The organism is Aquamicrobium terrae (genome assembly GCF_040545735.1).
Lineage (GTDB): Bacteria > Pseudomonadota > Alphaproteobacteria > Rhizobiales > Rhizobiaceae > Mesorhizobium > Mesorhizobium terrae_A.
The window spans coordinates 149005-168897 of record NZ_JBEPML010000003.1; the positions used below are offsets into that span (position 1 = coordinate 149005).

Below are 19893 nucleotides of genomic sequence, written 5' to 3' on the forward strand. Positions count from 1 at the left end.
CGTCGCGCGCGCGGCCCGGTCGAGAGTCAGAGAGGGGCTGGGGATTTCGTGACGGGTTGGAAGGTCGAGAGAGGGTCTCGGCCGCCCGTCGCGGAGAACCACCATGGCCAAAGCTGCCAGGAAGTCGAAGAAGCCCGCCGCCGCGATGATCGTGTTCTCGCGCTCGCGCGATATTCCCTTCAATCGCATCCGCCTCTCGGACAGCAATGTCCGCGAAACCGACGTCGAGGCCGGTCTCGACGATCTCACCCACGACATCGACCGCCGCGAGGATATCGTGCAGGGCATCAATGTCCGCGCCATCCTCGACGCCGACGGCAACGAGACCGGCGATTTCGAGACTCCGGCCGGCGGCCGCCGCTTCCGGGCGATCGCGCGTCTGGTCGAGGCCGGACGCTTTCCAGCCGACGGCCTCGTTCCCTGCCTCGTCAAGAAGGCCGACGCCAAGACCTCGGCGGTCGACGATTCGCTCGCGGAGAACACGCTGCGACTGGCGTTGCATCCGCTCGACCAGTTCCGGGCATTCAAGCGCATGTTCGACGACGGCATGGCGAAGGAGGAGATCGCCGACGCCTGGCGCACCACGCCGCGCTACATCACGCAGCGCATGCGCCTTGCCTCGGTCTCACCAGCGCTTCTGGAAGTCTATGCGCGCAACGGCATGACGCTGGCGATGCTGGAAGCGTTCACCGTCAATCCCGACCATGCCCGCCAGGAACAGGTCTGGGAGGCTGTCCAGCGATCCTACAATGTCCAGCCCTGGCAGGTCCGCCAGCTCCTTACCGAAACCACCGTTCCGACCGACGACAAGCGCGTGTGCTTCGTCGGCGTGGACGCCTATGAGCAGGCCGGCGGCGCGATGCTGCGCGATCTCTTCTCCGAGAACGACGGCGGGTGGCTCGAGGACGTGGCGCTTCTCGACCGCCTGGTCGCGGAGAAACTGAAAACGATTGCCGATGACGTGGCGGCCGAAGGCTGGAAGTGGATCGCTGTCGATACCAGCCATCCCTACGGATACGACAACGGCCTTCGCGAGATCACTGGCAGTTTCCCCGACCTCACCGACGAGGAGCGCGCCGCCCGCGATGCGTTGCGCAACGAGTATGACGACCTCGAATCGGAATATTCGGAGCATGACGAGCTGCCGGAGGAAATCGATCGACGGCTGGGCGAGATCGAGGCCGCTCTGGACGCCTTCGAAAAGCGCCCGGTCATCTATGATCCTGCCGAGATCGCCCGCGCCGGCGTCTTCATCAGCATCGACCGCGACGGCGAGCCTGTCATCGAGCGCGGCTATGTCCGGCCCGAGGACGAGCCGGTGGCCGATGCCGAGGACGGCGAGAGCGAAACCGCCGTCGCAGTCGCAGCAACTGGCGCAGACGGCGAGGTGCAACGCGCCGTCATCACCATCGGCGGCCAGCCTTCCGATGTCGAGGAGGACGAAGACGATGGCGGGATCAAGCCGCTGCCGGAACGGCTCGTCATCGAACTGACGGCGCATCGCACCGTCGCCCTTCAGGAAGCGCTCGCCAACAATCCGCACGTCGCGATGACGGCGCTGCTCCACCGCATGGTGATGGAGCGCTATCATTACTCCGCGCCGACCGGATGCCTGGAAGTCTCCGTGCGTCACAGATATCTGTCCTCGCAGGGCTCCGATCTTGCCGACAGCCCCTCGGCCAAGGCGATCGGCGAGCGCTTCGACGGGTGGAAGGCGGATCTTCCGTCCGACGAATCGGCCCTCTGGGACTGGATCGTCGCGCTTGACGAGGCGAGCCGGATGGCGCTTCTCGCCCACTGCGTCAGCTATGGCGTCAATGCGCTTTACGAGCGTCCGAACATCCACAGCGCCTCCGGTATTTCCCAGCATGGCCTCGATCGGCGTCTCGCCGGGGCCGACCGGATTGCCCGCGCCACCGGTTTCGACATGGTGGTCGATGCGGGATGGCGGCCCACGGTCGAGAACTATCTGGGGCGCGTGACCAAGACCCAGATCCTCGCGGCGGTGCGTGAGGGCGCGGGGGAACGGGCGGCCCAGCTCATCGACCATCTGAAGAAGGGCGATATGGCCAAAGAAGCCGAGCGCCTGCTCGCCGATACCGGCTGGCTGCCCGAGCCGCTGCGTCTGGTCGATCTCGACGGTGACGCGGCCGAGGTCGATGGCGAGATCGAGGCTCTGCCCGACTTTCTCGCCGGTGACGATGAGGATGTCGCGGCTGATACGGTCGACGATCCGGCGACCCTCGTTGCAGCAGAGTGATCTGCACCAGCGGGGCGGCTCCCGGTCGCCCCGCCTCACTCTCTTCCACCTCAAGGCCCGGCATTTCGCCGGGCCGTTTTCGTTTCAGGAGACAGAACATGTCCGCATACAATGTTTATGACGCCCCGCTCGGCAGTCTGGTCCGGTATTTTGACGGCGCGCCGAAACCGCCTGCGCGCTTCACCAAAAAGCTCGCCGCCTGGCAAACCCGCAACGGCGTCGGCCGGCTCGTGCGCAGGCAGCCCAGCCGTGAGCGCGCGACCTACACCGCGCCGGCCTCGATCACCCTGCATGAGGGCGACTTCGCTTCCGGTTCGGTAATCCTCGTCACCGTCATGCGCACTCATTCGGTCGACAGCGAACTCGGCTTCGAGATCGTCGAGCGGCCGAAGATCGGTATGGTCCGCGTGCTTCATCCCATCGGCGACGAGGAGGAACTGTTGCATCTGGCGGAGAACCGTGAAGCCGCCGAGCTCTGGCTGGCCAAGACGGGACACAGCCGTTGCAGCCTGGAGGAGATCACGGCCGATGAGGTCGGCGCCGACGTCGTGGAAGGTCGGGCGGCAGCCTGAAAATTCCTTCAGTCCTGTCACCCCGCTCGCTCTCGAAAGACGGCGGGCCTTTCGTTTCCGGAGAAATGCCATGGCCATCCCCGACCATGCCCGCACCAATTTCAACACCCTGCTGCGCGCCGCCGGCGACGGCAATCTTGCGCTCATGGAGTGTCTGGACGCCATTACCCGAGAACGCCGCTATGTCGTTTGCGCCCTAGGCCGCGCAGACGATGGCGATATCGTCATGACGCCATTCGGTCATCTTGCCGACGGCAACCCTTACGATGCCTACCTCCCGCCCGATCCCGCAGATCCAGACCGCTTCATCGGGAACGTCGACGGCGGCGCGTCATGACGACGCTTGACGAAATCTTCGCCGACGACCGCCGCAACCCTCCCTCGGAGCGTTCGCTTCCGTGGGAGGAGGCGCGCGACGACATCACCGTCGTCGTCGAACCCAAGCCGCCTTGGGCCGAGGATTTGCGGGCCTTCCGCATCGATGCCCGCGAATATTGCTCCTATGCGGACTGGAGCCGGTGCGGTGCGCGCGCCCGGTTCTACGCCCATATCGATACCTGCGGCGATGATCTGCTGCTGAAGGCGCACGCCCTCATCGTTCGTGAGATCGCCGAGGGGCAATGGAGCTGACCATAATCCCCGGTCGAGTTTCAGGTTCACCAACATCGGCCATGCTTGCGATGCCGTGCAGGGCTGGTTTCCGTCCCCGGCCTGAAACACCGATTCGGTTGAGACCGGCATGGAGGAAAGACTGGCGCAGGGCGGCACCTGCAACGGGTTTCCGGCATCCTGTCAGAGCCAGAACACCACTCCCGCTTCCATTCGCCGACCTTGGTCCGAGCCGGCTCTTTTACACTCAACCCTAAAGGGTCGGCTTACGCGAGCGTGCCGCCCTCGCGGATTCGGTCCCCCTTTTAAAAAGAGTTGTCCGAACGCGCGAGGGTGATTGCAGATCCGTTCAGACACTTCGGGCGCCTGTCGCGCGGGGGATGGTCCCCCGCCTCCAAAAGACAGGAGCCGGAACCCATGTCCTACGCAGATGCCATCGCCTTCGCCGCCAGCCTCGCCGCCACGCTGATGGTCTCGATCGTCGTGTTCCAGGCCGGGGACGGAACCCACGGCGCCATGCCCGCCAACGAATTCGATGGCGACGACGAGATGGTGAAGCTGGAACTCGATCCGTGGAGCTGAGGCGCGAAAGCGCCTCACTCCCACGGCCCGGCGCCCAACGCAGCCGGGCCTTTCTCCCGTCAATCGCCGCCGATTGCCGCTTGCGTACCGGGACGCATTGCGATCTCGGCACGCGTCGGAAAGAACCAACGGCGTTCACACAGATTTTTCTCCCTCAAGAAGAAAGCTCTCGCCATGCTCGGACATATCGTCGTTTCCGTCCTGCTCTGCACGGCCTCCTGCGAGCCGGCCGAAATCCGGGTCTGGGACGGCGATTCGATCCGACTCGGCACGACGCGCCAAGCTGAATCGGTTCGGACCTTCAACATCGACGCGCCCGAGCTTGAGGCCCGCTGCAGGCATGAACTCGAACTTGCCCGGCAGGCGAAAGTCAGGCTTGCGCAGATCCTGCAAGGCCAGCGGATCGAAGTTCTGCGTCAGGGCGCCGACCGTTAGGGCCGAACCCTGGCCGCGATCCGCGTCGAGGGGCAGGGCGTCGGCGATGTTCTCGTCGGCGAAGGGTTGGCGAGAACCTGGGCAGGACGCCGCGAACCGTGGTGCTGATCCACCCCCACAGAAGGAGAGCGAGAGTGCGGGCCGGTTGGCCGTGACGGGTTGCAGGCGGGAGAGAGGCTTCCGCCGCCTATCGCGGAGTATTCCCCATGCCCCTATCACGCCAGGCCGCTTTCGCTCCCATCGGTGAAATTGTCGCGCGGCAGGTGCTGCCCCGGCCGCACCACGCCCGGAGGCTGCCCCTGCGCATCTCCTGCATCGGCACCGCCCGTTACGATGGTCTTGGTGATCCCGATGGTTTCGACCGCACGATCGTCATCGGCGAGTGCCCGTCTCCCGAAGACGCCATGATCTTCGCCAGTCAGCGCGTCGCGCGCGGCGAAGTCCGCATCGGCTCCGACGATACGCTGCGCTCCCGCCCGCGCATCATGGTCATTCAGGACAACGACCAGCGCCTCGTCCTTGCCGGAGAGGTCCGCGCCGGGATCGTTCTCTGGCGGCAGCCCGTCGGTTCCGACGCCGAGGCCCGGCGCGTCGTCATCAAGGCCAGCCGTCTGCGCGGCATGGCCTTCGCGGCATCCGGGCACGGCGACGCGGCATCCGCCCGCGATCACCGCTACCGCGCCTGCCTGCTCGAGGCCCGCCTGGTCGATCCCTTCTGGCGCGAGACCGCCGCCGAACTTCTGCAGGTTCCGCAGGCGGCCTGATCCCCTTTTCACCCCGGCTGCACGCCGGCCCTTGCCGTTCAGGAGGCTGACATGCCCGACTACACCATCGAAACCACCTATCATCTGCCGGCCTACCGGCAACGCACCTATTCTGCCAAGACCGTGCCCGATGCCTGCCGGCTCGCGATCGAGGACGACGACTGGGATGGCGAGAAGCTAAGCTACGAGGACGCTGGCGAGACGTTCATCTCCGGCATCTGGGAAGGCCGTGACGCCGCATATACCGGCACTGCGGCTGCGATCCCCTCGCAATTCGGCGAGACGATCCAGCGAAAGGCGGGGCAATTCGAGCTTCTGCACGGGCTCTTGAAGCTGCTGCTTGCCGATGTGACGTCGTCCCGTCGGTCTTCGGACGAATGGATCGCCCGCGCCGCCTGGGCCGTCGCATGCGGCGAGGCCATCATCGCCGGGGCGCGTGATCCTGACGGGCCGCCCGAACCTTCAGCCTGATTTTCTCCCTTTCCTTCAAACAGCCCGGCCTCGTGCCGGGCCTTGTCGTTTCAGGAGCCTGCCATGGCCGACTATTTCACCCATTTCTCCTGCCTGCTCGATGTCGGCACTCCCGACAATGCTGCACGCGCCCTCGACCTCTACAATATCCTGTCCGAACAGAACGCCGCCGAAAACCCGCCTTCCGACGGATTTGTGCTGTCGATCCAGCCCGAGCACGGCGGCACGCAGCTTTGGATGCGCGATGATGGAACGGGCGATCCCGAGCATGTCATCCGGTTTGTGATCCGCTGCGCAAAAGAGTTCGGCCTGATCGGTCTCTGGGGGATGCAATACGCCACCACCTGCTCGAAGCCTCGGGTCGACGGGTTCGGCGGCGGCGCGCATGTCATCGACCTCGCGACCGGCGATACGGTGGATTGGATCTATACCGACGGCTGGCTCTCCGTCGTGCTGGAGGGAGGCGATCCCTATGCCTGAGATCATCGAAACCACCGTCTATCGGCTCGATGAGCTTTCGGAAGCGGCGAAGGACAAGGCCCGCGCCTGGTATCGTGAAGGCGGATTCGACTACGACTGGCATGATGCCGTCTATGAGGATTTCCAGCGGATCGCGGAAATCCTCGGCATCCGTTTCAAGACCTGCACCGTGCGCCTGTATGGCGGTGGATCGCGGCAGGAGCCGCGCATCTTCTTCTCGGGCTTCTGGTCGCAAGGGGATGGAGCGTGCTGGGAGGGGTTCTACTCCTACCGGAAAAATGCCACCGCCGAGATCCGCTCCTATGCACCGCTTGACGCCGTGCTGCATGGCGTCGCGGATGCCTTGCAGGCGATCCAACGCCCCAATTTCTACCAGCTTCGCGCCGAGGCCAGCCATCGCGGCCATTATTATCACGAATACTGCATGTCGATCTCCGTCGAACGCGACAGCCCGACCTGGCAGGACATGACGACCGATGCCGAGGAGATCGTCATGGAGGCGCTGCGCGATCTCGCCCGCTGGCTCTATCGCCAGCTTGAGCGCGAATACGAATACCTGACCTCGGACGAGACGGTGGACGAGACCATCGTCGCCAACGAATACACCTTCACCGAAACCGGACGCCGCTTCGGCTGAGCTAACGCTGCAACGCCGCTCGCACGTCCGTCTGGACGAAATCCTCTCCCACATAAAGCAACGGGCAATCATGTTCGGCGGCGACCTCATAGGCGAAGCAGTCGCCATAGTTCAGCGACGCCGGATGGATGCCCTTGCCCCATTTTCCATAGGCATCTCCTATCCGACGGGCCGAAGCCGCCGTCACCGATACAATCTCGAATCCCAGCCCGGAAATTAGCGTTCCGACCTCCTCGCCAACATTGCGCCGGCCGGCGACAATCAGGGCCTCGGCGACGGTTCCCGCCGAGATCAGCAGTTGCTCGGCTTCCTCGATCGCGGTCATGCAGGCTTCACCTTCGGGCTCGCCCAGCACGATCGCCATCAGAGCCGACGTATCGACCGCGATCATGCGGGCATACCGTCGTCGCCATAGAGAAAGTCCTGGCTGCGGGCGGCGTCCGGCCCCGGCAGCGCCTTGGCGGCGGCAGTGGCGCGGACCTTCTCCATCAAGGCGCGCCGGCCCTTCAGTCCGGGCGCTGGAGCCACGGCGACGAGACGCACGATCTCATGGCCGCGACGGGTCAAAATGACCTCATCCCCGGCTTCGGCGCGCTTCACCAACTCGGTGAGCTGCCCCTTGGCGTCGCTGACGGATACGCGCATCGTGCAGGCTCCTTTACATCTGTCTGTTTCGCTCCACTAAGTGGTCCATGTCATGGTCCAAGTCAATGGTTGGGTGAGAGGGAGAGGAAGGCCGGGACGGGTTTGAGCCTGTGCGGTCGAGAGAGAGAGAGCGCTGCGCGGGCGCGATCCTGACCCGCTCTCCAGAGGCTTATCCCATGAACATGATTTCCGTATCTGCGGCGGCATCCGCCACCGTGCCGGTTCCGCTCGCCCCCGATGCCGATATCTCTGCGGCGGTCTTCGCCGCGGCGCAGTTCCTCCTCCCTCATCTCGAACACGGCCAGCGCATTGACGCCGCCGCGCTGCGCGGCGCGATGGAGACGGCCTTCGGCGCCTCCGACGCAACCGGCGCCTGGAATTGGAAAACGGCCTACGATGCCTGCGAGGCCGCCACCGTCCTCTTCCTGCGCAAATACGGCAAGGCGCTTTTCCGCAAAGCCGCATCTCCGGCAACGGTGCTGCCGCAGCTCGCCAAAATCGCCGGCCTCCTGCCGACGCATACGCGCCGCTCTGAAGAGACGCAGTCCTTTCAGCAATTCTCGACCCCGATTCCGCTCGGCCTGGCGGCCGTGACGGCGGCGGCGATCACGCCGGCAGACCGCGTGCTGGAACCGTCGGCGGGAACCGGGCTCCTCGCCATCCTGGCCGAGATCGTCGGCGGCTCGCTCGTCCTCAACGAACTTGCCGAGACTCGCGCCGGTCTCCTGTCTCTCCTCTTTCCGGCCCTGTCCGTCTCCCGCTACGACGCGGCGCAGATCGACGATCATCTCGACGCCGGCATTCTGCCGTCCGTTGTGCTGATGAACCCACCGTTCTCGGTCTTGGCTAATGTCGAGGGTCGCGTGGCTGATGCCGCCTTCCGCCATGTCGCCTCGGCGCTGGCGCGTCTTGCGCCCGGCGGCCGCCTCGTCGCGATCACAGGCGCGAACTTCGCGCCCGACGCCCCGGCCTGGTCCTCGGCCTATACGCGGCTGCAGGAGCGCGGCCGCGTCGTTTTCTCCGCCGCTATCGACGGCTCGGTCTATGCCAAGCACGGCACGACCTATCCGACGCGGCTCACCGTCATCGACAAGCTCCCGGCAGACGATCCTGCCGCATTCCCTGCGGCGCCCGGCGTCGCACCGGACGTCGCCACGCTGCTCGGATGGCTCGCCGAGTATCTGCCCGCCCGGTTTCCCGTCGATCCGGCCGTCGCCGTGCCCACCGCTGCGCCAGCCGCTGTCCGCAGCGTGCGCGGCTATCTCGCCCGCGTCGCCAAGGCCGTTCCCGCCCCAGCGATGGCCGAACCGGAAGGCGCACCCCTCGACTACGAGACCGTCGATTGGTCGCCCGCAGAGGAAGGCCGCATCTCCGATACCATCTACGAGGAATACGGATTGCAGGCGCTCCGCATTCCCGGCTCTCAGGCGCATCGCACCATGCTGGTGCAGTCGGCGGCGATGGCTTCCGTCGCGCCGCCGAAGCCGGCCTATCGCCCGCATCTTCCGGGCGCGATCCATGGCCTCCTCTCAGACGCACAGTTGGAAACCGTGATCTATGCCGGCGAGGCGCATGCCGATTATCTCGCCGGATCGTGGACGGTGGACGAGACCTTCGATCTCGTCTCCGCCGCGCGCGAAGATGCGACGAACGCCGTCCGCTTCCGTCGCGGCTTCTTCATCGGCGACGGCACCGGCGTGGGCAAGGGCCGCCAGTCCGCCGCGATCATTCTCGACAACTGGCTCCAGGGGCGTCGCAAGGCCGTCTGGATCTCCAAGTCCGACAAGCTCCTGGAAGACGCCCAACGCGACTGGTCGGCCCTCGGGTTGGAGCGCCTGCTGGTCACGCCGCTGTCGCGGTTCCCGCAGGGCAAGCCGGTCACGCTGCCGGAAGGCGTCCTGTTTACAACCTATGCCACGCTACGCTCCGACGACCGCGGCGAAAGGGTTTCCAGGGTCAAGCAGATCGTCCAATGGTTGGGTTCCGACTTCGATGGAGTGATCATTTTCGACGAGGCGCACGCGATGCAGAACGCCGCCGGCGGCAAAGGGGAACGGGGGGACGTGGCTGCGTCCCAGCAGGGCCGCGCCGGCCTGCGCCTTCAGCACGCCCTGCCAAACGCCCGCGTCGTCTATGTCTCGGCGACCGGCGCCACCACCGTTCATAACCTTGCCTATGCGCAGCGGCTCGGCCTGTGGGGTGGCGAGGATTTTCCGTTCTCGACACGGACCGAGTTCGTGGAGGCGATCGAGGCCGGCGGCGTCGCGGCGATGGAGGTGCTGGCCCGCGACCTTCGCGCGCTCGGTCTCTATACCGCCCGTTCGCTCTCCTTCGACGGCGTGGAATACGAGTTGGTCGAGCACGCGCTGACGCCCGAGCAGACCCGCATCTACGACGCCTATGCCGGCGCATTCGCCGTCATCCATAACAATCTCGATGCGGCGATGGAGGCGACCAACATCACTGGTGCGACCAGTGCGGCCGGCAGCGCCGGCACGTTGAACAAACAGGCCAAGTCCGCCGCGCGCTCGGCCTTCGAGAGCGCCAAACAACGCTTCTTTGGTCATCTGCTCACCAGCATGAAGACCCCGACGCTGATCCGCTCGATCAGCCAGGATCTGGAGGCGGGCCATGCCGCCGTGATCCAGATCGTCTCGACCGGAGAGGCGCTGATGGAGCGCCGCCTGGCCGACCTGCCGACCGAGGAATGGAACGACGTGCGCATGGACATTACTCCGCGTGAGTACGTCCTGTCGTATCTGGAAACCAGCTTTCCAGTGCAGCTCCATGAACCCTTTACCGATAGCGAGGGCAATCTGTCTTCGCGTCCGGTGTTCCGCGACGGCCAGCCCGTCGAAAGCCGCGAGGCGGTCGCCCGCCGCACGGCGTTGATCGAGAAGCTGGCGAGCCTCCCCCCGGTTCCGGGCGCGCTCGACCAGATCGTCCAGCATTTCGGGTGCGATCTCGTCGCCGAGGTCACGGGCCGCTCGCGTCGCATCATCCGCAAGCCGGGCGTCGGCGACGCCGGCGACCGGCTCGTGGTCGAAAACCGCGCCGCCGCAGCCAATCTTGCCGAGACGCAGGCGTTCATGGACGACCAGAAGCGCATCCTGATCTTCTCGGATGCCGGCGGAACCGGCCGCAGCTATCACGCCGAGCTGTCGGCGCGGAACACAAGGCTGCGCGTGCATTATCTGCTCGAGCCGGGCTGGAAGGCCGATGCCGCCATCCAGGGGCTCGGCCGCACGCATCGCACCAACCAGGCGCAGCCGCCGCTCTTCCGGCCCATCGCGACCGACGTCAAGGCCGAGAAGCGTTTTCTCTCCACCATCGCCCGGCGCCTCGATACGCTCGGCGCGATCACGCGCGGTCAGCGCCAGACCGGCGGACAGGGCCTCTTCCGGCCCGAGGACAATCTGGAAAGCCCCTATGCCCGTGACGCGCTGCGCCAGCTCTATCTTCTTCTGGTCCGCGGCAAGGTAGAGGGTTGTTCGCTCGACCGCTTCGAGTCCGCCACCGGCCTGAAGCTGATGGATTCGACCGGCATCAAGGACGAACTGCCGCCCATCACCACCTTTCTCAATCGGCTGCTGGCGCTGACCATCGAGCTTCAAGGCATCCTGTTTGCCGCCTTCGAGCAATTGCTGAACGCCAGGATCGAGGGCGCGATCGCCAGCGGCAGCTATGATGTCGGGCTGGAGACGCTGACAGCGGAACGCTTCACCGTCACCGACCGCCAGACCATCTACACCCATCCGGGAACCGGGGCGGAAACCCGGTTGCTGACGATCACGCAGCGCGAACGCAACCGTCCGGTTACGCTGGACGGCGCGCTCGACCATCTCGACGATCCGCGCGCCAAGCTCCTCATCAATGAGCGTTCGGGCCGCGCCGCCGTCCAGATCCCGACCACCAGCATCATGCTGGACGATGGCGAAATCGAGCGGCGCGTGCGGCTGATCCGACCGATGGACGGCCACAACATCCCGGTCAAGATGATGGGAGAGACCCATTGGGTCGAGGCCGACAGGGAAGTTTTTGCGTCGGCATGGAATGCTGAGTTTGCGGAAGTGCCGGAGTTTTCCGAAAGCACCATCCATATCGTCGCCGGGCTGCTGCTGCCGATCTGGAAGCGGCTTCCGCACGAATCGTCGCGCGTCTATCGCCTCCAGACCGACGACGGCGAGCGCATCATCGGCCGTAAGGTCCCACTGGCATGGGCGGCCAATGCGGTGACGACCGGCACGGCGGCGCTGACGCCGGATGCCGCCTTCACCGCGCTGATGGACGGCCGCACCGTGCTCGAACTCACCGAAGGGCTTCAGCTTCGCCGCTCGCGCGTCATGGGCGTCAACCGCATCGAGCTGTCCGGCTTCGATGACACGATGCGCGCGCGCCTGACCGCCTATGGCCTGTTCCACGAGATCATCTCCTGGAAGCTGCGCATGTTCGTGCCGGTCGACGCCAGCGGGACCATCGTGCTCGGCAAGCTGCTGGACCGCTGGCCGGTCGAGCGCATCGGTGAGCAGGCGGCGTGATGGCCCGTCACGATGCTTCCGATCTCGCAGCCCGTCTCGGCCGCAATGCCGAGGCGGTTTGCCGCCACTACCTGTCGTCCGGCCACCGTGCCGGACGATACTGGATGGTGGGCGATGTTCAGAACACCCCCGGCCGCTCGATGTTCGTGCGCCTGACCGGCCCTGAATCCGGCAAGGGCGCTGCAGGTAAATGGACTGATTCCGCAACCGGAGAGCATGGCGATCTTCTCGACGTCATCCGCGAGACGCTCGGCCTGACCGACTTCAAGGATGTGGCCGAGGAAGCGCGTCGCTTCCTCTCGCTCCCGCATCCCGAACCGGAAAAGCCGGGAACGCCGACCGGCAGGACGTCGAGCAGAGCGTCGGGATCGCCTGAAGCCGCACGGCGGCTCTTTGCCATGTCGCAGCCGATCGGCGGCACACTCGCAGAAGCGTATTTCCGCAGTCGCGGTATTACGGCTTTGCACGAAACCGCCAGCCTGCGCTTCCATCCCCGGTGCTATTACAGACCTGATGATCATGCGCCCCGGCAGATGCTGCCCGCGATTGTTGCCGCCGTGACCGATCTGGCAGGGCGGCAGACCGGAGCGCACCGCACATATCTCGATCCTGGGCTCGCCCCGGACGGCGCAGCAAAAGCGGATGTCGAAACCCCGCGGCGGGCGATGGGCGACCTTCTCGGTCACGGCGTACGCTTCGGCGTCGCCGGTGATGTGCTCGCAGCGGGCGAAGGCATCGAGACCGTGCTGTCGCCTCGTCAGGTTCTGCCCCACATGCCGATGATGGCCGCGCTCTCAGCCGCGCATCTCGCCGCCATCCTGTTCCCGCCGTCGCTGCGCAGGCTCTATGTCCTCAGGGATCGCGACCCGGCCGGGGACAATGCGCGCGACAGCCTGATCACCAGAGCCGCGAGTGCCGGGATCGAGGTCGTGGCATTGTCGCCGGTGCGTGGGGACTTCAACGAGGATCTTCGCGAAGCCGGCGCCGATGCGTTGCGGGTTGCGCTTGCCGTTCAGCTTCATCCTGAAGACAGGGCGCGCTTTCTGGAGGGGTGAGGAGAGATGTAGGGGGAGAGGCGCGTTCCGGTCCGCCTTCACCCGTCGTCCCCATGCATCACCTGCGCTGTCTGTCGGAGAGGCCACGCCCACGGCCTTCCCAGAGGGCGATCGGCCCACAAACGGTCCGGGCAGACAATGGCCGGGTGCGGGCTATTTTCCGCCGGCGGCTAGCCACCCCACGCGACAGGTCGCGTGGGGACCCCGTCTTGGCCCGCCTTTGCATCGCGAAAGTCAAAATAGCCCGTACCCGGCCATCGAGCCCTCGCGGGAGCGCGGGGGTGTCAGCCCGTCCCGCCCGTGGGCTTTCGACGCCTGCGAAGGCCGCGATGGGCGCGGCTCCAGACGAAGGAAGCTCCCGATGATGCACGAAGACGACGATACGGGTTTCGGGCTGGTTCACACCTCTTCCCCCACCGATCATGTCCTCACCGAACTCCAGCTTTACGGCTGGCGTCCGTTTCAGGATGAAGCGGACCCGAGGCCGCTTCCCGAAGGCAACGCCGTCGCCGGCGCCGTCGCGGATATCTTCGACGCCCTGATCGCCACGCTCGGCGATACCCGCCTCGAACCCGACCTTGACGAATTGCTCTGGTCGACCGTCAATGTCTTCCATCGCGCCACCGGCCGGGTAGAGCGCAACCTGGATGATAACGAGCTGGCGCAGCGCCGTCTTCAGCGGGAACAGGACGGCAGCGAGGTGAAGTCCGTCGAGCTGGAACGCCTGACGGCAGAAGGGCAGACATTCATCGAACGGCGCAACAGCATGGAACTCTTCCGCGACATCGCCGCCGAACAGTTCGAGCGCCACACCGGCACCGCCTGGCGCCCTCGCACCGGCTCAATGGTCAACTATCGCAATCTCACCGCCGCGATGATCGACAGCCGCGACTTCCTGGCCGCGAAGCGCCGGGCCGAGACCGAGGTGATGCTGCCCCCCGGTCCCAAGGTCGCCCTGACCGGCGGTCTCGACTACAATGACCACAACCTCATCTGGGCGAAGCTCGATCAGGTTCGCGCAAAGCACGCCGACATGGTGCTGCTGCATGGCGGTTCGCCCAAGGGCGCCGAATTGATCGCCGCGAAATGGGCGGACAATCGCAAGGTGCCGCAGGTCGCCTTCAAGCCTGACTGGACGAAGCATGGCAAGTCCGCGCCCTTCAAGCGCAACGACGCGCTGCTCGACGTCCTGCCCGTCGGTGTCCTCGTTTTTCCGGGATCGGGGATTCAGGAAAACCTTGCCGACAAGGCTCGCAAGCTCGGCATCCCCGTCATGAAGTTCGATGGCGGAGCGTAAGCGCCGCCGGGCGGTCGCCTCGGTCGAATCCTCGTCAGATTTCTGCTTCCGACCCAATTCTGGCTAAAACCATGGACTGACATTCACATCAGAAGCGGGCGATAGACGCGATATTCTCAACGACGAGCTTACTCTTAACACTCTGAACTCACCGGCGTCGGCTGGGCGCACCGCCGAATGCCGAGAAATCACAACCGTTCACATAGGCGCGGAACGCGGCCTGCGCCCTTGACTGGTTCCTCACATTGGGAAAGGCCAGCATCATCTCGTATGGTGGTATGTCCCAGTCCGGCAACAGCTCGATCAGGCGATGAGTTGTCAGCGCGGGCTGGCATATATAGGCCGGAAGAAGCGCGACCCCGCCACCTTCTATGGCGCTTTGAAGCAGGAAGCCCATCGAATCCGATACGGTAGCGACAGGAAGACGCTGCGCCCATCGCACATCACGCGCACACAATATCCATTCCGGCTGCGCATCATGGATCAGGCAGCGATGGAGCAGTAATTCTGCAGGCTCCCTGAGCGGCGGGCTCGTCTCCAGATAGGACGGCGCGGCGACCAGTATCCGCCGGATGGAAGAAATCCGCCGCAGGATCATATCCTGGCCGGTGACAACGCCGACGCGGAACGCGAAATCGATCCGCTCCCGGATGATGTCGACATTCCTGTTCGTGGCGATCAACTCAACAGCGATCCGGGGATATGCCACGGCAAAGCCCTGAAGGAAGGCCGGCATGAAGTGGCTGGCCGTCACCTCGGGGCAGGTGATGCGCAACGTCCCGACCGGCTGCTCTTTCAGATTGCCTATTGCGACGGCTGCGGCCGCGACCTCGGTCCGGACACGGCGGCAGTAGTCGAGATAGATCTGACCTGGGCCAGTGAGGCTGACATGGCGGGTGGAGCGGTTCAGAAGCCGCAGCCCCAACCGTTCCTCAAGCTGGGCGATTCGCTGGCTTATGGTGGACTTCGGCATCCCTATCCGCAGCCCCGCCTGCGTGAAACTGCCCGTTTCTGCAACCTCGGCCAGAAGGATCATGTCGTTCACGCTGTCCATCGTCTTGGCTTTCATATCCTACGTTCTGATTGTCCGTATTTTCGGACAGTATTTCTGTAGTGACCGCATTATCAGATTTATCTCGGAACGCTAACCTCCCGCCGACAAAGGAGCATGAATGACGATCGGTCAGGCAATTCCGAAGGTGGACAGGGTAGGCTTCGCCGTGGCGGTAATGGTGTTTACCTGCCTGACGCTTTCCATCGCCGATGCGATCATCAAGGTCACGATCTCGAACATGCCCCTGTCGCAGTTCGTCCTGTTGCGGGCTTGCGTCACGCTGCCCCTGCTGGTCGCCGTCCTGAGATGGCGTTTCCCGCAAGTGTCCTTGCGACCTGTCCATCCGGGGTGGACCACGCTGCGCAGCGCCCTGCTGCTTGCAAGCTTGCTCTTCTACTACGCCTCCTTGCCGCGTCTCGACCTCTCGATGGCGGCAGCGGTTTATTACACGATCCCGCTGTTCATCACCCTGTTTGCGGCCATCTGGATCAGGGAGCCGGTCGGGCCGAAGGGGTGGACAGGGGTGGCCATCGGTTTCGGCGGGGTGCTGTTGATGCTGAAGCCCGAAGCCGGGGATTTGAACATTCACGCGCTGATGCCGCTTGCCTCGGCCATCCTTTACGCGCTGGGGATGGTGGTGACGCGCACCAAAACCCGCTCCGAAAACCCGTTCATCCTGGCGCTGGTCTTCAACCTGATCGCGATCGTCCTTGGCGGCGGGGCAAGTCTCGCAGGTTTTGCCGAAGATGAGGCGGCCACACCGGGCCTGTTCATGGGCGCCTGGCTTCCGATGGACGCGGGGCAATGGGCGTTGATCCTGCTTTTGAGCGGAACGATGCTGATCGGCAGCGTCGGAACCGCCATCGCCTACCAATCGGGGCCGCCCTCCATCGTCTCCACCTGGGATTTCTCTTATCTCGCTTTCGCGGTGCTATGGGGTGTCGTGCTGTTCTCGGAACGTCTCGATCTGGCATCCATGCTGGGCATGGCCCTCATTGCCCTTGCGGGGATCATCGTCATCCGGCGCTAGAGGGAAGTTTCATACCCCGGACGAGTTGGTCAGTCTGGCGACGGCCCTCTTTCGAGAAACGTCGACAGGGCGATGTAGCTGCGCAAGGATCGGACGCCTTCGAGGCTCTGGATCTCCATCAGGAATTCTTCCAGGGACTCGGTATCGGCTGCCCGTACCTTCACGAAAACGCATCCGTCGCCGGCGACAGTATGCAGTTCCTCGACTTCAGGTCTGTTGACGAACGTCAGTAACTGGCGCGTGGCGTTGTAGCTGCTGGTGTCGACCACGAGGAAGGTCAGCAAGGTTCGGCCAAGTTTGCAGCCGTCGAGTATCGCCACGGTGCTCTTGATTACGCCATCGCGCTTGAGGCGCTTGACCCGGTCATGCACGGCAGGCGCGGATAAATTCACGATGCTGCTGAGTTCAGCGTAGCTCCGTGAGGCATCTTCCGCGAGCGCACCTAATATCTTTCGGTCGATCAGGTCGAGTTCGGCCGGATGATGCCTCGTCTGCCGAACGACGTCTGTTTCTTTCCCTACTGCGCCCATTCCGGCTTTATCTCCGAACACGATGTCTCATATAGGGATTATAGCCGAACAATGTTCGGATTGAAATCCGTAAATGGAGACATCTCATGCCAGCCGCCCTGTTCGCGCTGGCGATCGGCGCGTTCGGTATCGGCCTGACCGAATTCGTCATCGCCGGCATCCTGCCGCAGATCGCCAGTGATTTCGGCGTCGACATTCCGACCGCCGGCCTGATGGCCACCACCTATGCCCTGGGCGTTTTCGTCGGTGCGCCAATCCTGACCGTTCTCGGCGCGAAAATCCCGCGCAAGACGATGTTGATCGGCCTGGCCCTCATCTTCACGCTGGGAAATGTCCTCACCGCGCTCGCGCCGACTTTCCCGATCGCGCTGGCGGGCCGCATCCTGACCGCGTTCAACCACGGCGCTTTCTTCGGCATCGGCTCGATCATCGCCGCCTCGCTGGTTGCGAAGGATCGGCAGGCAAGCGCCATCGCCCTCATGTTCTCGGGACTGACATTGGCAAATCTTTTCGGCGTGCCTGCCGGCACATGGCTCGCGCAGGTCTATGATTGGCGGCTGGTGTTCTGGCTCATCGCCGGCATCGGTCTTGTCACCATTCTCAGCGTCACGCTGCTGGTGCCGCGGATCGACGCGGGCAAGGCCATCGCCCTGAAGGAAGAACTGCACGCCTTCGTCGACCCTCAGGTTCTGCTGGCTATGGGCATCACCATCTTCGGCCCTGCCGCCTTTTTTACCTCCATCACCTACATCGCCCCGATGATGGCCGAAGAAGCAGGATTCTCCGATCCCGCCATAGCCTGGCTGATGGTGCTCTTCGGCCTCGGGCTGGCCGTCGGCTACTGGGTGGGCGGCCGCTTCGCGGATCGATCGCTCTTCGGAACTCTGTTCGTGACACTTGCGGCGCAGGCTGCTGTATTGATCGTGTTCTGGCTCGGCGTCGGCAATGGCGTCGTCGCCTATGTCTCGGTATTCCTTATGGCCGCCTTTGGATTTGCAACCGTCTCCCCGATCCAGAAACTGGTGATGGACCGCGCCAGCCGCGCTGGCGCGCCCACCATGGCCGCCTCGGTCAATATCGGCATGTTCAACCTCGGCAACGCCATCGGCGCATGGGCCGGCGGCGCGACGATTGCGGCCGGCTTCGGCCTTGCGTCTCCGAACTGGGCGGGGGCAATCCTTTCGCTCGTGGCTCTTGGGCTGGCTGCGGTCGCCTGGGCGGGCTCCCATGACGAATATGCAGCGGTGCCCGCTGAATAGAGACCAACACGGTCCGGATCGGGCAGAATAGAGCGCAAACTACTCCCGCGAATGACAGCTCTCGCGCGAACACGGCGATCATATCAACCCTGCCTTGCCGCCGTCGTTTTCAGTCTGATTCGCCCGACACGGAAATCTGTCATCGGCATAAACCCGGCAGCCGCCAGGTGATCGTTACCTGCAAATCCAACCATTGGATGCGAATGCGTTCACCGTCATGATTCTCGCCGCTTTGCCTCTGGCCCGGCGCGAGCCATTTCAACCGATGCGTCGCCATACCGTATCCGAAACCCGATTCCGGGCTGTTCTCATCACAGACGACTTCCAGCGGCGCGCGCAAGGATGGTTGGTGGAAGAAGGAGTGAGAGTTGGGTCTGCCCGATGTCCCAGCTTCTGGGCCGGTCTGTTCGCTGTTGGCAAGGATGATGGTTCTGTCGCGCGTCCCCGTATTCGTGCTTTCAGCGGCGCCATCCCTCCGACTGACTGATCCCCTAAGTCCGTGCGGTTTCCGGCCGCAACCCACGCGGCTCCGGACCGTGTTGCCGCGCAAGCGCGGCTGCCCGCTCCACTCCGGGCCTTATGGGCGAGCTGCCAGCGAGCAGGCAGTTGCAGGCGTCTCCCGCCGGCCTTGGCCGGGTCTCGTCGGAGGGATGGTCCCTCCGAGAAGCAACGGAGACTTGAAAATGCAGAACATCGTCATTCTCGCCGGCAACATCGGTCAGGACCCCGAAACCCGCACCACCCAGGGCGGCACCAGCATCACCCACTTCACCCTGGCCACCTCGCGCCCCCGCTACTCGGAAGGCAAGGTCGTCCGCGACGAGAACGGCTACCGGGTTCAGGATACCGAATGGCACCGGATCACCTGCTTCAACGGCCTCGGCAAGACGGTCCAGCAATACTGTGAGAAAGGCATGAAGGTTCTGGTCCGCGGGCGCATCCACTACACGAAGTGGAAGGACCAGCAGGGCAACGACCGCTACGGCTGCGAGATCATCGCCGAGACGGTCGATTTCCTGAGCCGGGCAAAGCAGACTGAAAACAACAATGGCAGCCAGCCCGACTACGACGACGAAATACCGTTCTAGCGGGAAGAGATGGAACCCGGCGGCGCAAGCCGCCGGGTTTTCCTCATGTTTTCCCGGATATTTACTCGGGTCTACCCGCAGGAGATCGATGTGATCTTGCGTGAAACATCGTCGTAGAAAACGTTCATCCGTTCACGGCCGAGATCCGACGTTACCGCGCATATCGAGCACGCCATTCGCCATGTTGCGTCAGCCGGCCTTTCAGGGAGCGCATCAAGCTGTTTGCCGATAAAACCCTGAAACTCCGAAGCTCGGCACCTGTCGCCAAAATAGTAGATCCGCGGACCATCCGCCGTCTCAGCGATCCAGACGCCGGAAAGGCGTGGATGTTTGCGGATCGTCGAATTCTCCGGCGCCCAATAGGTGAAAGGCGGCAACGGATCGGCTTCCATGATCACCTTTGGTTCAGATAGCTGAACCGGCGTTGTGGTTGTCCCCTGGGACAAGGCGACTCCCGACGCCGCAACCATGGTCATAAAGAAGATGGTGAACAGAGCAGCGACAAACTGCAATTGAGATACTCTCGCACTTTTGTTGGGGGGCCCAGCGTCCAGTTTTGATCGTCAATCGACAAGCTATCCCGTGAA

General features: G+C 64.1%; 22 protein-coding genes. 16 read left to right on the forward strand and 6 right to left on the reverse strand.

Annotation, left to right across the window (positions count from 1 at the left end; translation table 11 throughout):
* The first annotated feature begins 103 nt into the window (after positions 1-103).
* The 10 genes from ABID37_RS05910 to ABID37_RS05955 all read left to right on the forward strand — a co-directional run bounded on the left by ABID37_RS05910 (position 104) and on the right by ABID37_RS05955 (position 6810).
* Positions 104-2260 (forward strand): ParB/RepB/Spo0J family partition protein, encoded by a 2157-nt coding sequence (locus tag ABID37_RS05910; protein ID WP_354193240.1) that lies wholly within the window; start codon positions 104-106, stop codon positions 2258-2260.
* 98 nt (positions 2261-2358) lie between these two features.
* On the forward strand, positions 2359-2832 hold the full coding sequence (locus ABID37_RS05915; protein ID WP_354193241.1) for a UCP036055 family protein: 474 nt from the start codon (positions 2359-2361) through the stop codon (positions 2830-2832).
* 70 nt (positions 2833-2902) lie between these two features.
* Positions 2903-3169 carry a DUF6117 family protein gene (locus tag ABID37_RS05920; protein WP_354193242.1) on the forward strand — a complete coding sequence of 89 codons (267 nt, stop codon included), beginning with the start codon at positions 2903-2905 and terminating at the stop codon, positions 3167-3169.
* Positions 3166-3462 (forward strand): hypothetical protein, encoded by a 297-nt coding sequence (locus ABID37_RS05925; RefSeq protein WP_354193243.1) that lies wholly within the window; start codon positions 3166-3168, stop codon positions 3460-3462. Before ABID37_RS05920 ends, ABID37_RS05925 begins: the two co-directional genes overlap by 4 nt.
* 396 nt (positions 3463-3858) lie before the next feature.
* Positions 3859-4023: a hypothetical protein gene (locus ABID37_RS05930; protein ID WP_354193245.1), complete on the forward strand. Its 165-nt coding sequence runs from the start codon at positions 3859-3861 to the stop codon at positions 4021-4023.
* A gap of 174 nt (positions 4024-4197) precedes the next feature.
* Positions 4198-4458, forward strand: coding sequence for a thermonuclease family protein (locus ABID37_RS05935; RefSeq protein WP_354193246.1), 261 nt, complete (start codon positions 4198-4200; stop codon positions 4456-4458).
* A 206-nt stretch (positions 4459-4664) separates the two neighbouring features.
* The gene (locus tag ABID37_RS05940) at positions 4665-5222 is read left to right on the forward strand and encodes a hypothetical protein (protein WP_354193247.1); all 558 of its coding nucleotides are present in this window, start codon (positions 4665-4667) and stop codon (positions 5220-5222) included.
* A gap of 51 nt (positions 5223-5273) precedes the next feature.
* Positions 5274-5693, forward strand: a complete 420-nt coding sequence (locus ABID37_RS05945; protein WP_354193248.1) for a hypothetical protein — start codon at positions 5274-5276, stop codon at positions 5691-5693.
* A 63-nt stretch (positions 5694-5756) separates the two neighbouring features.
* A complete protein-coding gene (locus tag ABID37_RS05950; RefSeq protein ID WP_354193249.1) occupies positions 5757-6173 on the forward strand; it encodes a hypothetical protein in 417 nt (138 codons plus the stop codon).
* A complete protein-coding gene (locus tag ABID37_RS05955) occupies positions 6166-6810 on the forward strand; it encodes a DUF8835 domain-containing pootine (RefSeq protein WP_354193250.1) in 645 nt (214 codons plus the stop codon). The genes ABID37_RS05950 and ABID37_RS05955 overlap by 8 nt, the downstream gene beginning before the upstream one ends.
* A gap of 1 nt (position 6811) precedes the next feature.
* On the opposite strand, the gene ABID37_RS05960 is transcribed toward ABID37_RS05955, so the two are convergent.
* On the reverse strand, positions 6812-7201 hold the full coding sequence (locus tag ABID37_RS05960) for a type II toxin-antitoxin system VapC family toxin (protein ID WP_354193251.1): 390 nt from the start codon (positions 7199-7201) through the stop codon (positions 6812-6814).
* The gene (locus ABID37_RS05965; RefSeq protein WP_240578769.1) at positions 7198-7455 is read right to left on the reverse strand and encodes a type II toxin-antitoxin system Phd/YefM family antitoxin; all 258 of its coding nucleotides are present in this window, start codon (positions 7453-7455) and stop codon (positions 7198-7200) included. The genes ABID37_RS05960 and ABID37_RS05965 overlap by 4 nt, the downstream gene beginning before the upstream one ends.
* A 176-nt stretch (positions 7456-7631) precedes the next feature.
* On the opposite strand from ABID37_RS05965, the gene ABID37_RS05970 reads away from it, so the two are divergent.
* From ABID37_RS05970 to ABID37_RS05980, 3 genes are all read left to right on the forward strand, one after another.
* A complete protein-coding gene (locus ABID37_RS05970) occupies positions 7632-11993 on the forward strand; it encodes a strawberry notch-like NTP hydrolase domain-containing protein (protein ID WP_354193253.1) in 4362 nt (1453 codons plus the stop codon).
* Positions 11993-13048, forward strand: a complete 1056-nt coding sequence (locus ABID37_RS05975; RefSeq protein WP_354193255.1) for a DUF7146 domain-containing protein — start codon at positions 11993-11995, stop codon at positions 13046-13048. The genes ABID37_RS05970 and ABID37_RS05975 overlap by 1 nt, the downstream gene beginning before the upstream one ends.
* Before the next feature lie 364 nt (positions 13049-13412).
* A complete protein-coding gene (locus ABID37_RS05980) occupies positions 13413-14345 on the forward strand; it encodes a DUF2493 domain-containing protein (protein ID WP_435521543.1) in 933 nt (310 codons plus the stop codon).
* Positions 14346-14493: 148 nt separating this feature from the next.
* Here the strand turns inward: ABID37_RS05980 and ABID37_RS05985 are convergent, their stop codons facing one another.
* Positions 14494-15381 carry a LysR family transcriptional regulator gene (locus ABID37_RS05985; protein WP_354193551.1) on the reverse strand — a complete coding sequence of 296 codons (888 nt, stop codon included), beginning with the start codon at positions 15379-15381 and terminating at the stop codon, positions 14494-14496.
* A gap of 136 nt (positions 15382-15517) precedes the next feature.
* Between ABID37_RS05985 and ABID37_RS05990 the strand changes: the two genes are divergently transcribed.
* On the forward strand, positions 15518-16429 hold the full coding sequence (locus tag ABID37_RS05990; protein ID WP_354193257.1) for a DMT family transporter: 912 nt from the start codon (positions 15518-15520) through the stop codon (positions 16427-16429).
* 29 nt (positions 16430-16458) lie between these two features.
* Here the strand turns inward: ABID37_RS05990 and ABID37_RS05995 are convergent, their stop codons facing one another.
* Complete coding sequence (locus ABID37_RS05995; protein WP_354193258.1) at positions 16459-16959, reverse strand: Lrp/AsnC family transcriptional regulator; 501 nt, start codon at positions 16957-16959, stop codon at positions 16459-16461.
* An 86-nt stretch (positions 16960-17045) separates the two neighbouring features.
* Between ABID37_RS05995 and ABID37_RS06000 the strand changes: the two genes are divergently transcribed.
* Positions 17046-18218 (forward strand): MFS transporter, encoded by a 1173-nt coding sequence (locus ABID37_RS06000; protein WP_354193259.1) that lies wholly within the window; start codon positions 17046-17048, stop codon positions 18216-18218.
* Between the two features lie 139 nt (positions 18219-18357).
* On the opposite strand, the gene ABID37_RS06005 is transcribed toward ABID37_RS06000, so the two are convergent.
* Positions 18358-18558, reverse strand: a complete 201-nt coding sequence (locus tag ABID37_RS06005) for a hypothetical protein (RefSeq protein WP_354193260.1) — start codon at positions 18556-18558, stop codon at positions 18358-18360.
* A 343-nt stretch (positions 18559-18901) separates the two neighbouring features.
* Between ABID37_RS06005 and ABID37_RS06010 the strand changes: the two genes are divergently transcribed.
* Positions 18902-19306: a single-stranded DNA-binding protein gene (locus ABID37_RS06010; RefSeq protein WP_354193261.1), complete on the forward strand. Its 405-nt coding sequence runs from the start codon at positions 18902-18904 to the stop codon at positions 19304-19306.
* A 71-nt stretch (positions 19307-19377) separates the two neighbouring features.
* Here the strand turns inward: ABID37_RS06010 and ABID37_RS06015 are convergent, their stop codons facing one another.
* Positions 19378-19818 (reverse strand): hypothetical protein, encoded by a 441-nt coding sequence (locus tag ABID37_RS06015; RefSeq protein WP_354193262.1) that lies wholly within the window; start codon positions 19816-19818, stop codon positions 19378-19380.
* Positions 19819-19893: the final 75 nt, after the last annotated feature.